At 70.3% G+C, this 14,613-nt stretch carries 11 protein-coding genes and 1 pseudogene; 7 read left to right on the forward strand and 5 right to left on the reverse strand.

Annotated features, from left to right (window positions below; translation table 11 throughout):
- Positions 1-23 precede the first annotated feature (23 nt).
- Complete coding sequence (locus ACWC1K_RS48070; protein WP_450840263.1) at positions 24-809, forward strand: glutamate racemase; 786 nt, start codon at positions 24-26, stop codon at positions 807-809.
- A 572-nt stretch (positions 810-1,381) separates the two neighbouring features.
- Complete coding sequence (locus ACWC1K_RS48075) at positions 1,382-1,927, forward strand: hypothetical protein (protein WP_450840264.1); 546 nt, start codon at positions 1,382-1,384, stop codon at positions 1,925-1,927.
- A 9-nt stretch (positions 1,928-1,936) separates the two neighbouring features.
- On the opposite strand, the gene ACWC1K_RS48080 is transcribed toward ACWC1K_RS48075, so the two are convergent.
- Entirely contained in the window at positions 1,937-3,004 is a 1,068-nt protein-coding gene (locus ACWC1K_RS48080) for an O-antigen ligase family protein (protein WP_450840265.1), read from the reverse strand.
- 245 nt (positions 3,005-3,249) lie between these two features.
- Between ACWC1K_RS48080 and lnt the strand changes: the two genes are divergently transcribed.
- The 4 genes from lnt to ACWC1K_RS48100 all read left to right on the forward strand — a co-directional run bounded on the left by lnt (position 3,250) and on the right by ACWC1K_RS48100 (position 8,289).
- A complete protein-coding gene (gene lnt, locus ACWC1K_RS48085; protein WP_450840266.1) occupies positions 3,250-4,860 on the forward strand; it encodes an apolipoprotein N-acyltransferase in 1,611 nt (536 codons plus the stop codon).
- Positions 4,861-4,928: 68 nt separating this feature from the next.
- Complete coding sequence (locus ACWC1K_RS48090; protein ID WP_450840268.1) at positions 4,929-5,408, forward strand: NUDIX hydrolase; 480 nt, start codon at positions 4,929-4,931, stop codon at positions 5,406-5,408.
- Positions 5,409-5,462: 54 nt separating this feature from the next.
- Positions 5,463-6,263: a 3-hydroxybutyrate dehydrogenase gene (locus ACWC1K_RS48095; protein WP_450840269.1), complete on the forward strand. Its 801-nt coding sequence runs from the start codon at positions 5,463-5,465 to the stop codon at positions 6,261-6,263.
- 76 nt (positions 6,264-6,339) lie between these two features.
- On the forward strand, positions 6,340-8,289 hold the full coding sequence (locus ACWC1K_RS48100) for a helix-turn-helix domain-containing protein (protein ID WP_450840270.1): 1,950 nt from the start codon (positions 6,340-6,342) through the stop codon (positions 8,287-8,289).
- Between the two features lie 40 nt (positions 8,290-8,329).
- Here the strand turns inward: ACWC1K_RS48100 and ACWC1K_RS48105 are convergent, their stop codons facing one another.
- From ACWC1K_RS48105 to ACWC1K_RS48120, 4 genes and pseudogenes are all read right to left on the reverse strand, one after another.
- Complete coding sequence (locus ACWC1K_RS48105) at positions 8,330-9,715, reverse strand: MFS transporter (protein WP_450840271.1); 1,386 nt, start codon at positions 9,713-9,715, stop codon at positions 8,330-8,332.
- A gap of 246 nt (positions 9,716-9,961) precedes the next feature.
- Positions 9,962-10,291: an ABC transporter permease gene (locus tag ACWC1K_RS48110; protein ID WP_450840274.1), complete on the reverse strand. Its 330-nt coding sequence runs from the start codon at positions 10,289-10,291 to the stop codon at positions 9,962-9,964.
- Positions 10,245-11,744 (reverse strand): protein kinase domain-containing protein, encoded by a 1,500-nt coding sequence (locus ACWC1K_RS48115; RefSeq protein ID WP_450840275.1) that lies wholly within the window; start codon positions 11,742-11,744, stop codon positions 10,245-10,247. The genes ACWC1K_RS48110 and ACWC1K_RS48115 overlap by 47 nt, the downstream gene beginning before the upstream one ends.
- A gap of 171 nt (positions 11,745-11,915) precedes the next feature.
- Positions 11,916-12,512 (reverse strand): annotated as a pseudogene (locus ACWC1K_RS48120) (IS5 family transposase); the annotation flags it as partial.
- Between the two features lie 667 nt (positions 12,513-13,179).
- On the opposite strand from ACWC1K_RS48120, the gene ACWC1K_RS48125 reads away from it, so the two are divergent.
- Positions 13,180-14,613: condensation domain-containing protein (locus tag ACWC1K_RS48125; RefSeq protein ID WP_450840272.1), on the forward strand; the 1,434-nt coding region annotated here is incomplete at its 3' end.

Here is a 14,613-nt window from a genome sequence, read left to right on the forward strand (position 1 = left end):
GCCCCATCGTCTATCGTGGCCGGGTGAAGATCGCGCTCATGGACTCCGGAATCGGTCTGCTGGCGGCCACCGCCGCGGTACGGCGTCTGCGGCCCGACGCAGATCTCGTCCTGTCCCTGGACCCCGACGGCATGCCCTGGGGACCCAGGACCCCCGAGGACCTGACCGCGCGCGCCCTGGCCGTCGCCGAGGCGGCCGCCGCGCACCGGCCGGACGCCCTGATCGTCGGCTGCAACACGGCGTCCGTGCACGCCCTGGCCGCCCTGCGCGCCCGCCTCGAACCCGAGCTGCCGGTCATCGGCACCGTCCCGGCGATCAAGCCGGCCGCGGCGGGCGGCGGCCCCCTGGCGATCTGGGCGACACCCGCCACCACCGGCAGCCCCTACCAGCGCAACCTCATCGCGGAGTTCGCCGACGGGGTGACGGTCACCGAGGTGCCCTGCCACGGGCTCGCCGAGGCCGTGGAGCACGCCGACGAGGCGGCCATCGACGCCGCCGTCGCCGCGGCCGCCGCACTGACCCCCGGCGATGTAACGACCGTCGTCCTGGGCTGCACCCATTACGAACTCGTCGCCGAGCGCATCCGCGCCGCCGTACAGCAGCCGGACTTCCCGCCGCTCGTCCTGCACGGCTCCGCGGGCGCCGTCGCCGCCCAGGCGCTGCGCCGTCTCGGCGAGCAGCCGGTCCCTGGTGCGCCGGCCACCGGCACTTTGACGGTGCTGTTGAGCGGACGCGAGGGTGCCCTCCTGGCCCCTGCCCTGGCGTACGAGGAAGGCCGGCTCCTGCAGGCGGTCACTCCCGCACGGTGACCGGAAGCCGCCTAACAGACGCCCGTGGCCTGCGATCGGCACCGTCACTGCACGGCTCCGCGGGCGCCGTCGCCGCCCGGGCGCTGCGCCGTCTCGGCGAGCAGCCGGTCCCTGATGCGCCGGCCACCGGCACTTTGACGGTGTTGCTGAGCGGACGCGAGGGTGCCCTCCTGGCCCCTGCCCTGGCGTACGAGAAAGGTCGGCTCTTGCGGGCGGTCACTCCCGCACGGTGACCGGAAGCCGCCTAACAGACGCGCGTGGTCTGCGATCGGCACCGTCACTGCACGGCTCCGCGGGCGCCGTCGCCGCCCGGGCGCTGCGCCGTCTCGGCGAGCAGCCGGTCCCTGGTGCGCCGGCCACCGGCACTTTGACGGTGCTGTTGAGCGGACGCGAGGGTGCCCTCCTGGCCCCTGCCCTGGCGTACGAGGAAGGTCGGCTCTTGCAGGCGGTCACTCCCGCACGGTGACCGGAAGCCGCGAAACGGACGCCTGCGGTCCGCGATCGGCAACGTCGGCACGGTCACACTCCGCGACTCGGTGCCCGCGCAGCGAATCCTGAGTAACCTCGTAGCCATGAGGGACCACCCCCACGGCGAGAAAGCCCAGCACCCCGACGTCTGGACCGGGCACGCCACCAAGCGCGTCCAGTGGCTGCCGGCGCTGGCCGGCGCGGCCGTCATGGCGCTCGGCATCAAGCTGGCCGTCGACTCCGCCTGGACGTCGGGCATCGCCCCGCTCGTCATGGCCGTCGTCGGCTGCATCGCCGCCGGGCTGCTGGTCCTCTTCGGCACGCTCGCCTTCCTGCACGTGGATCTGAAGCTCGACACGGAGTGCCTCGAGGTGCGCTGCGGCCACATCGGTGTGCCGCGCCGCCGCATTCCGCTCTCCCAGGTCGCCGGCGCCGAATTCGCGGCGCACGTCAATCCGCGCCACTGGGGCGGCTGGGGCTACCGCTGGCGACCCGAGAAGGGCACCGCGGTCGTCGTGCGGCGCGGCGAGGGTGTCGTCCTGCGCCTGTGGGACGGCCACACGTTCACCGTCACCGTGGACAACGCCGAGGCGGCGGTGCGGGTGATCAAGGACCGGCTGCGTCCCGGCACGACCGGCGCACTGCACTGAGCAGCTCCGTCACGGTGTGAGCCGGTCACGGCGCGGTCGTACGCCAACCGCCTGCTGAGGCGGCTCGTCGGCCAGCGGCCGGGCCGTGGACAGGCCCGCGAGGAGGCCCGCGCCGACCGACACGGCGGTGAAGCTGAGGGCATTGCCGACCGCGGCGATCGCCGCGAGCCCCGTCAGGGCCGCCCCCGCGGTGAGCACCACCGGCGTGGGCCGCGGTGAGCGCCACAGCCCGTGCAGCATCCAGCAGAAGGACGCCCCCAGCAGGACCACTCCGACGACACCCTGTTCCGACGCCTGCTGCAGCAGCGCCGAGTGCGGCTTGCCGTCCGAGAGCAGGCTCCCGGTCGCCGTCGTGCTCAGTTCACCGAAGCGCTCCGGTCCCACGCCCAGCGCCGCGTTGCGGTGCGCCAGATGCAGGGCGTCCTGCCACAGCTGGACCCGGTGCTCGGTGAGCGGACCGTCCAAGGACGCGGTCAGCCCCTCGGGCAGCGAATTGCCCGCGACGGCCCAGGTCAGACCGGTGACCAGGGCCGCGGTCAGGGCGAGTCCGGCGATGCCCGCCGCACGGCTGTGCATGCGGCCGGTGGCCAGCGAGCACAGCAACACGGCGGTACAGATGACGAAACCGCTGGTCGAGCCCAGGAAGGCCGCGGCCGCGGTGATGCCGACCGCCAGCGCGCCCATGGCCAACCGACCGGCCTGCGAGTCGGCGGCCCAGGCCGCACAGCAGGCGGCGCCCACGCACAGGGTCAGCAGTGCGGCGGTGGCACCGGCGTGTCCGAGCGGCGCCACGATCTGCGGCCCCGGGGCAAGGTGCGGCACAGCCACGGCAAGGCCCAGCCCGGCCAGCGCCCCCGCACACGGTGCGGCCACCGGCAGCAACGCCCCGCAGATCCGCCCCGCGGCATAACCGGCCGCCACGGCCAGCACCGCGAGCAGCACACCCTCGGGGCGGCCGTCATGCACGGTCGCCGTGACCAGCGACCAGGTGGCGCACGCCCCGAGGACCACCACACCCACCGCGTCGGAAACGTTTCGTCTCTCGCCGACCTCCCCCGGACCGGCTTCAGACGTCATCCCTGTGGAACCCACCCCGCCCCCCGAACCTGACCGAAGCCCCCCGACCTCGAACGACCCAGGCCGCCGAGGCCGTGACCGGCCGCGCGACTGTGGCTGGGCACACCGTAACTGCTGATGGACGTTTTGTGGATGAGTTGGACCGAGTTGCGCAGGAACGATGCGGCTCCCGTGCAGGCAGGCGCCCCGTGCTGCCCCGTGGACCGTGCTGTCCGTGTCAAGGTCACGCGCCGTACACTCCCGGAGTGACCGTCACCGCAACCTCCGTGGACGAGTCGGACCAGTTGCAGCCGCAGAGCGCGCCCGCATCGCGCGCGGCGCGCCTCGTACGCTTCGTTCCGGCCCTCGCCGCGGCGCTCTCCGGAGTGCTGCTCTACGTCAGTTTCCCGCCCCGCACCCTGTGGTGGCTGGCCGTTCCGGCCTTCGCCGTCTTCGGCTGGGTGCTGCGCGGCCGCACCTGGAAGGCGGGCCTGGGCCTCGGCTACCTCTTCGGCCTCGGCTTCCTGCTGCCGCTGCTGGTGTGGACCGGCGTGGAGGTCGGCCCCGTGCCCTGGCTGGCGCTGGTGGCGATCGAGGCGATCTTCGTCGCACTGGTCGGCGCGGGTGTCGCCGTGGTGTCCAAGCTGCCCGCCTGGCCGGTGTGGGCCGCAGCGCTATGGATAGCCGGGGAGGCGGCACGCGCGCGCGTGCCGTTCAACGGCTTCCCCTGGGGCAAGATCGCATTCGGTCAGGCGGACGGCGTCTTCCTGCCGCTGGCGGCGCTCGGCGGCACCCCGGTCCTCGGCTTCGCGGTCGTCCTGTGCGGCTTCGGCCTCTACGAGGTCGTACGCCTCGCCCTGGATGCACGGCGCACCCGTGACGTCCAGCGGTCGGCCGCGGCCGTCGCCCTGCTGAGCGTGGCCGTCCCGGTGGTAGGCGCGGTCGCCGCCCGTTCGCTGGTCAGCGACAAAGCCGAGGACGGCTATGCGACCGTCGCGCTCATCCAGGGCAATGTGCCGCGTTCCGGGCTGGAGTTCAACGCCCAGCGGCGTGCCGTGCTCGACAACCACGCGCGCGAGACGATGCGCCTGGCGGCCGAGGTCAAGGCGGGCAAGACGCCCAGGCCCGACTTCGTGCTGTGGCCGGAGAACTCCTCCGACGTCGACCCCTTCGCCAACGCCGACGCGTACGCCGTCATCGACAGCGCGGCCAAGGCGATCGGCGTGCCCATCTCGGTTGGCGGCGTCGTCGAGCGGGACGGCAAGCTGTGGAACGAGCAGATCCTGTGGGACCCCAAGAAGGGCCCCATCGACAGCTACGACAAGCGGCAGATCCAGCCGTTCGGCGAGTACCTGCCGCTGCGCTCCCTGATCGGCGCGATCAACAGCAACTGGACCTCGATGGTCCGCCAGGACTTCAGCCGCGGCACCAAGCCGGGCGTGTTCAGCATGGACCACGGCAAGGTCGGCCTGGTCACCTGCTACGAGGCCGCCTTCGACTGGGCCGTGCGCTCCGAGGTCACCGACGGGGCGCAGCTGATCTCCGTGCCGAGCAACAACGCGACCTTCGACCGCAGCGAGATGACCTACCAGCAGCTCGCCATGTCGCGCGTGCGCGCCGTCGAACACAGCCGGACCGTCACCGTGCCGGTCACCAGCGGCGTCAGCGCGGTCATCATGCCGGACGGGAAGATCACCCAGAAGACCGGCATGTTCGTCCACGCCCACCTGGTGCAGAAGGTGCCGCTGCGGTCGTCGGAGACGCCCGCCACCCGGGTGGGCATCCTGCCGGAGATCGCCCTCGTGCTGGTCGCCGCAGGCGGTCTCGGCTGGGCGATCGGCGCCGGTGTACGCGGGCGGCGCGCCCGGAGCGTGTAGCCGTACGCCCGGCGCACGCCGCGTGGAGTGCGCCGGAACCGGGACACCGGCCCCTTAGGGTCGGTGTCATGCCTACTCCTGACTTCATCCGCGAGATCCGGGCCACCGCAGGCCACCAGTTGCTCTGGCTCCCCGGCGTGAGCGCCGTCGTCTTCGACGACGAGGGCAGAGTCCTGCTCGGGCAGCGCGCGGACAACCACCGGTGGGCGCTGATCTCGGGCATCCCGGAACCCGGTGAGCAGCCCGCCGCCGCCCTCGCGCGCGAGGTGGAGGAGGAGACCGGTGTCCGGGTCGCCGTCGAGCGGCTGGTCTCGGTCCGGTCCGGACGGCAGGTCACCTACCCGAACGGCGACATCTGCCAGTTCATGGACCTCTGCTTCCGCTGTCGTGTCATCGACGGTGAGGCCCGGGTCAACGACGACGAGTCCTTGGCGGTCGGCTGGTTCGCGCTGGACGAGCTGCCGACCATGACCGACTACCACTACTTCCGGATCAAGCAGGCCCTGTCTGACGAACCCACATGGTTCGAGCCCATGACTTCCGAGTGAAGTATGGGCGCTGAGCACATGTGGGGAGGAGGGTCTGCTGCCTAGGGTCGAGGCATGACCCCGCCCAGCGCCCTCCCGGCTCCCCACGCCCCCTCCCTCGACCTCGGCGGCCGCACAGCCCTCGTCACCGGCGCTGCCGGAGGCATCGGCCGTGCCTGTGCGCTGCGCCTCGCGGCCTCCGGGGCCAAGGTGAGAGCGGTCGACCGGGACGCCACGGGCCTGGAGACGCTCGCCGAGCAGGCCCGGGGCCTCGCGGGCACGGTCGAAGCACACGTCCTCGACCTCACCGACCTCGACGCCGCCGAACTCGCCGCCGCGGGCACCGACGTCCTCGTCAACAACGCCGGGCTGCAGCTGGTGCGCCCCATCGAGGAGTTTCCGCCCGAGGTCTTCCACACCGTGCTCACCGTGATGCTGGAGGCGCCCTTCCGGCTCATCCGCGGAGCGCTGCCCCACATGTACGGGCAGGGGTGGGGCCGCATCGTCAACGTGTCCTCCGTCCACGGACTGCGCGCCTCGGCCTACAAGTCGGCCTATGTGGCCGCCAAACACGGTCTGGAGGGCCTGTCCAAGACCGCCGCCCTCGAAGGCGCACCCCACGGTGTCACCTCGAACTGTGTGAACCCCTCCTATGTGCGCACCCCCCTGGTCGAGAAGCAGCTCGCCGACCAGGCCCACGCGCACGGCATCCCCGCGGAGCGTGTCCTGTCGGAGGTACTGCTGCAGGACAGCGCCGTCAAACGGCTCATCGAACCGGAGGAGGTCGCCGAGGCCGTGGCCTATCTGTGCAGCCCGCGGGCCTCCTTCGTGACCGGCACCTCGCTCGTCCTCGACGGCGGCTGGACCGCCCACTGACAGGGCAGGCACCGGTGCATCGGCAAGTTATCCACAGGGCTGACGGGGTGGCCTCGCCATGAGTAATCCTGTGGGCATGTCCCGTGATCACGTGCAGTCCGCCGAGCGCACCGACGCCAAGGCCGCAGCAGGCGCGCTCACCGGCGCCGAGACGCCGTTCCTCCAGCTGCTGACCAGGGGTGCGTCCGCCGAAGCCTACGAGCAGCCCGTGCTGCTGGCCCGCGCCGAGGGACGGCCCGCCGAGGCGATCGCCGCGCTGGAGCACGCCAAACTGCTCGCGCTGCGGGTGCGCGCGGAACTGGAGGGGCGCCGCCGCCGCGAGGCCGAGCTGTCCGCGCTCTTCGAGACCGCCCACGACCTCGCGGGCCTGCGGGACCTGGACGCCGTGCTGCAGGCGATCGTGCAGCGCGCCCGCTCCCTGCTCGGCACCGATGTCGCCTACCTCAGCCTGAACGACCCGGAGCGCGGCGACACCTACATGCGGGTGACCGAGGGCTCGGTCGCCGCCCGCTTCCAGCAGCTGCGGCTCGGCATGGGGGAGGGGCTCGGCGGCCTGGTGGCCCAGACGGCCCGCCCGTACGTCACCGACGACTACTTCAAGGACGACCGCTTCCAGCACACGAAGACGATCGACAACGGTGTGCGCGACGAGGGCCTGGTCGCCATCCTCGGCGTGCCCCTGATGCTGGGCCACCACGTCATCGGGGTCCTGTTCGCGGCCGACCGGCGCGCCCGGGTCTTCGAACGGGAACAGATCGCGCTGCTCGGCTCGTTCGCCGCACTGGCCGCGGCCGCCATCGACACCGCCAACCTCCTCACCGAGACCCGCTCGGCCCTGGCCGGCCTGGAGCGCGCCAACGAGATCATCCGGGACCGCAGCGCCGTCATCGAGCGCGCCTCCGACGTCCACGACCGGCTCGCGGAGCTGGTGCTGCGCGGCGGCGGGGTCCACGACGTGGCCGCGGCCGTCTCCCAAGTCCTCGACGGGACGGTCGAGTTCACCGAGGCGAGTGACGCCCCGGCGGCGCCCCTTGACGCGTCCCGCGCCGAAGGGCACGCCGTACGGCACGAGGACGACTGGATCGCCGCCGTGGCCGCCGGCGGCGAGCTGCTCGGCGCGCTCGTCCTGCGCGGCCACCCCGGCCTCGACCCCGTCGACCAACTCACCCTGGAACGCGCCGCGATGGTCACCTCGCTGCTGCTGCTCGCCAGACGCTCGGCCGCCGAGGCCGAACAGCGCGTGCGCGGCGAGCTGTTGGACGACCTCCTCGACGCCCGCGACCGCGATCCGCGCCTGCTGCGCGAGCGTGCGTCCCGGCTGCATGCCGACCTCGACGCCACCCACGTGGTGCTCGCCGCGCGACTCGACGGCACCGCACCCGACGCCGACCAGGAGGCCGACGCCCGTCGCCGCCTGTGGTCCGCCGCCTCGCACCTCGCCGCGACCCGGCACGGCCTGGCCGCCGCCCGCGACGGCGGCACCGTCCTGCTCCTGCCGCTGGCCCCCGGCGACACCGCCACCGACCTGGCCCGCCGTACCGCCCACCAACTGGGCACGGCGGTCCACGAGGCGGTCACCGTCGGCGCCTCCGCCCCCGTGCGGGACCTCGCCGCCCACCCCGACACCGCGGCTGCCGCCTACGCGGAGGGCCGGCGCTGCCTGGACGCCCTGCGTCTGCTCGGCCGCCCCGGTGACGGTGCCGCAGCCGAGGACTTCGGCTTCCTCGGCCTGCTGCTCGCCGGGGACCGCGACATCGCCGGCTTCGTCGAGCGCACCATCGGCCAGGTCGTCGCCTACGACGAACGCCGCGGCACCGACCTCGTGCACACTCTCGACGCGTACTTCACCTGCGGCATGAGCCCGGCCCGCACCAAGGACGAACTCCACGTCCACGTCAACACGGTGGCGCAGCGCCTGGAGCGCGTCGCGCGCCTCCTGGGCGACGACTGGCAGGACCCCGCCCGCGCCCTGGAGATCCAACTCGCGCTGCGGCTGCACCGGTTGTCGGCACGCGCGCAGCACTGACCCCCGTACGCGAGGCGTACGGGGGCGGGATGACGGCGGGTCACACGGTGCGGGCGTCCGCCGCCGGGGCAGTCGCAGGCTCCGTGCCCGCGGACGCTTCGACGTCGGCCAGGTCTCGCTGCCGGGTCTCCTTGGCGAGCCCCACCGCGAGGACCGTCAGAACGGCCGCGGCGATGACGTACAGGGCGATCGGGGTGGAGCTGTCGTAGTCCTCCAGCAGTGCGGTGGCGATCAGGGGGGCCGGGGCGCCCGCCGCGACCGAGGCGAACTGGGCGCCGATCGAGGCGCCCGAGTAGCGCATCCGGGTCGCGAACATCTCGGAGAAGAAGGCGGCTTGGGGTGCGTACATCGCACCGTGCAGCACCAGACCCACGGTGACCGCGAGGATCAGATTGCCGAAGCCGCCGGTGTCGATGAGGGAGAAGAACGGGAACATCCACAGCCCGACGCCGACCGCGCCCAGCAGATACACCGGACGCCGCCCGACCCGGTCCGACAGTGCGCCCCAGGCCGGGATGACCGCGAAGTGCACGGCCGATGCGATCAGTACGGCGTTGAGGGCGGTCTGCTTGGAGACGCCGGCCGAGGTGGTGGCGTAGACGAGGATGAAGGCGGTGATGACGTAGTAGCTGATGTTCTCCGCCATGCGCGCGCCCATCGCGACCAGCACGTCCCGCCAGTGGTGGCGCAGTACGGACACCAGCGGCAGCTTCTCCGCCTCCGCACTCCGGTCGGCCTTGCGGGCCTCGGCCTGCGCCAACGCCTGCTGGAACACCGGCGATTCATCGACAGACAGACGAATCCACAAACCGACGATCACCAGCACTCCGGAGAGCAGGAACGGAATCCGCCAGCCCCAGGTCCCGAAGGCGTCGTCCGACAGCACGGCCGTCAGCAGGGACAGCACACCGGTGGCGAGCAACTGCCCCGCGGGCGCGCCGGTCTGCGGCCACGAGGCCCAAAAGCCGCGCCGCCTTGCATCCCCGTGCTCGGACACCAGCAACACGGCGCCGCCCCACTCACCGCCCAGCGCGAAGCCCTGAATCAGACGCAGAGTTGTCAGCAGCACGGGCGCCGCGGCTCCGACGGTCGCGTGCGTCGGCAGCAACCCGATCGCGAACGTCGCCCCGCCCATCAGCAGCAGACTCAGCACCAGCAGCTTCTTGCGCCCGATCCGGTCGCCGTAGTGCCCGAAGACGAGGGCGCCCAGCGGACGGGCGGCGAATCCGACGGCGTACGTCAGGAAGGACAGAAGCGTGCCGACCAGGGGATCCGAGTCCGGGAAGAACAGCTTGTTGAAGACGAGTGCGGCGGCGGAACCGTAGAGGAAGAAGTCGTACCACTCGATGGTGGTGCCGATGAGGCTGGCGGCGACGATGCGACGCAGGTTCGCGGGTGGTGGGGGAGCGGTGGTTGCGGAGGCCATGTGCGCCACTTCCTCGTGTGCGGTGGGGACGGGTACGTGTTGGCACACCGTAGAAACACGCAGGTCAGGGGCATATGTGGTGGGGCAACATAGTTCGGGGGTGGGCTATGCGTTCGACCACCATGCCAGCTCACGACAGGGCGGTTCAGGGACTCAAAGGTGGTCGAGTGACTTGGTGCTGACTACGCTCCGTTGAAGTCGGACATCTGGGGTTGATCGGCTCACCGTCGGGTCTGCGTCTGAACGTCAGCGGTCGGCGGGCTGCGCTGCGAGCGGCCGGAAGCGGTGGGCGTCGTCGAACAGGGCGCGTTCGGCGAGGCGGACCGCGGTGAGGGCGGCCAGTGCGGCGGCGAGCAGCATGTACATCACGACGATCGGGTAGCGGATCGCGGTGAAGGGGTCGACTGCGGCGAGGATGAGGCCGGTGATGGCGCCGGGGAGGCTGATGACGCAGACGGTCTTGGTGGAGTCGAGGGCGGGGAGTCGCGGGCTGCCCCGACTCCTGGCCCGCCCTACGACCTCGACCTCGTCATGCCCTGAGGTTTCGGGTCGATGTGGTCGTGGGCCGGCGACCAGGCGGCGTCAGGCTGGCGGAGAGCCCTTCCGGCGCCGACCGTCCGTTCCTCGCCCGGCGCCGTACGAGTCCGACCGTCTCCCACGACACAGTGGCAATGGCCACGAGGGACAGCAGCAGGTAGAAGACGAAGAGCTTGTGCAGGTCGTCGAGGAAGTACCAGATCGACGCGGTGGCACTGAACCAGAAGGCGACCAGCGAGCCGACGCCGCGCTCCCGGCTGCGTACCGCGCTGACGAGGCAGCAGACGGCGGCCAGTGCCAGCAGAGCGGCGATACCGACATACGAACCGTGCCATCCGACGTAGGCGCGCCGCAGTTCGGAGTTGACCGCCACAGCTTCGGCCACCGGCCCCCAGCCCAGCGCACACGACAGGCGTGTCGACCACGGCAGCGTCACCACGCCCAGCACACCGGCCGCGATGGCGATCCGGCCGAAGTGGGCGGTGTCCACCAGTTGGCCATGTGCGCACAGCACCGAAAGCAGGCATCCGAACAGAGCCAGGGCGCTGTCGGCGGAAGGGCGCAGTGAGATACGGAACTTGTCGCGGAGCGTGGTTCGGTCGGCGGACCGCGTCGCCGGGGGCCGGGGCGTGGTGGCCTGGGCCGTCGGCATGGAGGTCTGTGCCAGGGCGTCGGCGAGGGCTGTGCGCATCTGTCCCGCATCGTCGAATCGTTCCGCCGGGTCCTTGCACAGCGCGCGCAGGATCACTGCCTCGACCGTCGGCGGTATCTGCGGTCGAAGCCGGGAGACCGGCTCGGGTTCGGCGTACAGGTGCTGATGCATGACGGCGAACGGCGAATCGCCACGGAACGGGGTCTGCCCGGTCAGCAGTTCGTGCAGCAGGCACCCCATCGCGTAGAGATCGGCCCGGTGGTCGATCTCCGCGCCGCTGATCTGCTCGGGAGAGAGGTAAGCCGGGGTGCCTATGGCCGCACCGCTGCCGGTGATACGGGTGGCAGCCTCGGTGAACGCCTTGGCAATGCCGAAGTCGAGGACCTTCACGGTTTCGGGTCCGGTGAGCATGATGTTCGAGGGCTTGATGTCCCGGTGCACGATTCCGCGTTCGTGACTGTGGCGCAGCGCGTCCAGTACCGCGCAGGCCGCGTTGACCGCCTTGGCGACGGGGAGCGGGCCATCGTGCAGGACCTCGGCGAGGGTGGCACCTTGCACGTACTCCATGACCAGGTACGGCCGCGGACCATCCGGGTGCGGCTCCTCGCCGACGTCGTGGATGGTGGCCACCGCTGGATGGTTGAGCGCGGCGGCAGCGTGGGCCTCGCGCCGGAAGCGGGCTCGCGACTGCGGATCGTGCGCCAGCTGTGAGGAGAGCAGCTTGACTGCGACGGTACGGCGCAGCTGCCGGTCCACACCCCGATGGACCGTTCCCATGCCGCCCTGCCCGAGCTTCTCGACCAGCTCGTACCGGCCGCTGAGGACCATATCCCGCCCCACCCACGCCTCCCGCGATTCAGAACCCCGGCGCAGCTTACGGCGCCACCTCGACGGGCCGATCGCCACCGCCGCAGCCCGGCGGGTCGCAGAGCGGGCGCGCGAGCTCACTGCCGGGCTTGCGCCTGGTGCGCTGGAGGACGACCTGCACCGCGTACGCGCAACAGGAGGCACACCGTAATGAGGCGACACCGGCGGTGACTCGATGCCTTGTCGGGCGAGGCGCTGCCGGATGCCCCGCGAAGCGAGCCATCACCGCAGGTGGCGGTAGTCGTACCCCTTGTCGCCATGCAGCTTGCCGGGCCGCCGACGTCGCGGGGCGCGACGGGAACGGATGGGCGGAATGCCGCGGACCAGCGGGATGAGGGCCTGACTGTCGTGGAGGTTGGCGGCGGAGATGCCGACAGACAGGGGCAGGCCCCGGCGGTCGACGGGCAGCTGGATTTTCGATCCGTTCTTGCCGCGGTCGGTCGGATTCGGTCCCGTCAGTTGCCCCCCTTGAGGGCGCGGACGCTGACGGAGGCGATCGCGCACCGCGACCAGTCCAGTCGCCGTGGGATCCGAGTTCGTCCAGGACCAGGCGGTGGAGCTTGGCCCACACCCTGGCCTCAGTCCACTCGGTGAACCGACGGAAGGCGGTGACTCCCGACAGCCCGAAGCCTGGCGGGAGTTGGTCCAGGTGCAGCCCGAGGTGGCCACGAAGATGATCGCGGCCAGCACCTCGCCTTCCCCTCCCCGGCGGCGCCCTCCACCCTGCCGGCGAACCGGTGCCGCCACCCCCGTGCTGGTTCCGTGCCGACTTCGAGGGCCGAAAGGACAAAAAGGTGCAGGTCCCAGCTGCAATCAAATGAGTTGTCGTGCCACTCGATGGTGGTGCCACACGATAGAAACGCCCAGGTCAGGCGCACATGTGGCGGGGCAACATAGGTCGGGAGTCGGTTATGCGTGCGGCCGCCATGCGGACTCACGGAGGGACGGAATGCAGGCGCGGAGGCTGTCGAAACGACTACTGTCCGATATCTGCATTTAGAGATGGTTTGTGATGTGATGCTGGCTCCCCGGTGCCGGAAACGCGGTGGTCGAGGTCGGCCCGTAGGTGTGGTGCCTGCCGGGGTGGTCACCGTCGCCATCGGCAGTGTCCTGTCCGCCGGGACATGGGTGCCGGTCCCACACTTGTGGCGCTGACAGTTACCCGGCCCGATTTCGGCATCATGGGCGACCTGCGTTTATCTCGCATTCCACCGGGCTGCATTTCGCGTGCTGCTCGGCCTCCCGCGATCCTTCAACCAGGAACAAAGCTCTTCATGTGCCCGCTTCTCGCTGAACACCGGTCATCGTCAATTACTCGGGCTCAATTGACTGGAGAGGTTGCACGAAGGAAGACTTGTGACGCGCTCGCCCTCGTTCCTGCCCAGTGCACTCAAGGAGTTTGATGAGCATGCAGTCTTCCGAGTCCTTCAAGGTTTCTCCCAGGCAGGAAGGCATTTGGCTGTCGCAGAAGTTCGCTCCCGATGTGTCGAACGTTATCGGGGGGCGCTGGATAATCGATGGCGAACTGGATGTGGAAACCCTCGTCCATACGCTGCAGAAGGTGTTCAGCGAGCACAGCACTGCACTCGTCAATTTCATGGAGACAGGCGACGGACTGCGCCAAGTGGTACGCGACATCGGCGACTGGGCGCCATTGGTCATCGACGTGAGCGGCGAAGCGGACCCGGAAGTTGAGGCGCGAGTGCTGGTTGCCGGGCTCGAAAGGGAGCCGTTCGACTTGCAGCGTGATCTGCTGTTCCGCGCGGGCGTACTGAAGCTCGGTGAATCCCGCTTCATGCTGTCGATCGTCATCCATCACGTGGTGACCGACGGGTACGGCATGTTCCGGTTGCTCACGCGCCGGATCAACGACGTCCACGCGGCGATGAAGCACGGTACACCGTTGCCGGAACTCATGTCCGCGGGACCGGAGCAGATCAATGAGGACGACGCCCGCTACTACGGATCCGCCCGGTACCAGGAGGACATGGCGTACTGGCGGACATACCTCGAGGATCTGCCTCCCGCGGGGCGACTACAGGGTGAGCGCAGTTCCGACAACCCGGTTGCCCTGCGGCGCGTCGTGAATGTGGACCGGGGTGAGATGGCTCGGTGGTGCGACGTCGCCGACTCCATTGGTGTGTCGGCACCGACACTCTTGACGGCCGCGATGGCGGCGTTCTTCCGACACCAGGGAAATCCAGAGGAATTCACCCTCTCGACCCCTGTCGCGAGCCGAGCCGGGGCCCTGAGGAACACATACGGAATGCGAGCCAATATCGTTCCGCTGCGCGTTCGGGTGCCGCTGTCGTCCAGTTTCACGGACGTCGCCCGTGAGGTGGACGCCGAGATGAAAGCCGGAATTCGGCACTCCGCATACGAGGTTGCCGCCATCCGGCGCGGCTCGGGAATCGATGGCTCGATCGCCAGTTCACCCTTCGGTACGTGCGTGAATGTCCTTCCCTTTGTCACAGGTATGGAGTTCGACAACTGCACGACCGCTTGGGACGGTTGCAGCCCGGGCGTGACCGACGAGCTAATGATCATCATGTACTACGACAGTCGTGTCGTCGGCGACCTCCAGATATCTTTCGAGGGTAATGGCCTGCACTATAGCGAGGCTGATCTGGAACGCTTCTCCCAGCAATTTCTGGAATTCGTCCGGGCCCTGGTGGTGGATCCGCGGGTTCTGGTGGGCCGGGTGGATGTGCTGGGGTCGGTGGAGCGTGACCGGTTGGTCGTGGTGAATGACACGTCGGTGCCGGTGGCGGGGGCTTCGGTGGTGGAGCTGTTCGCGCGTCAGGCGGGGTTGTCGGCGGATGTGGTGGCTGTGGTGTGCGAC

Source organism: Streptomyces sp. NPDC001492, assembly GCF_053597275.1.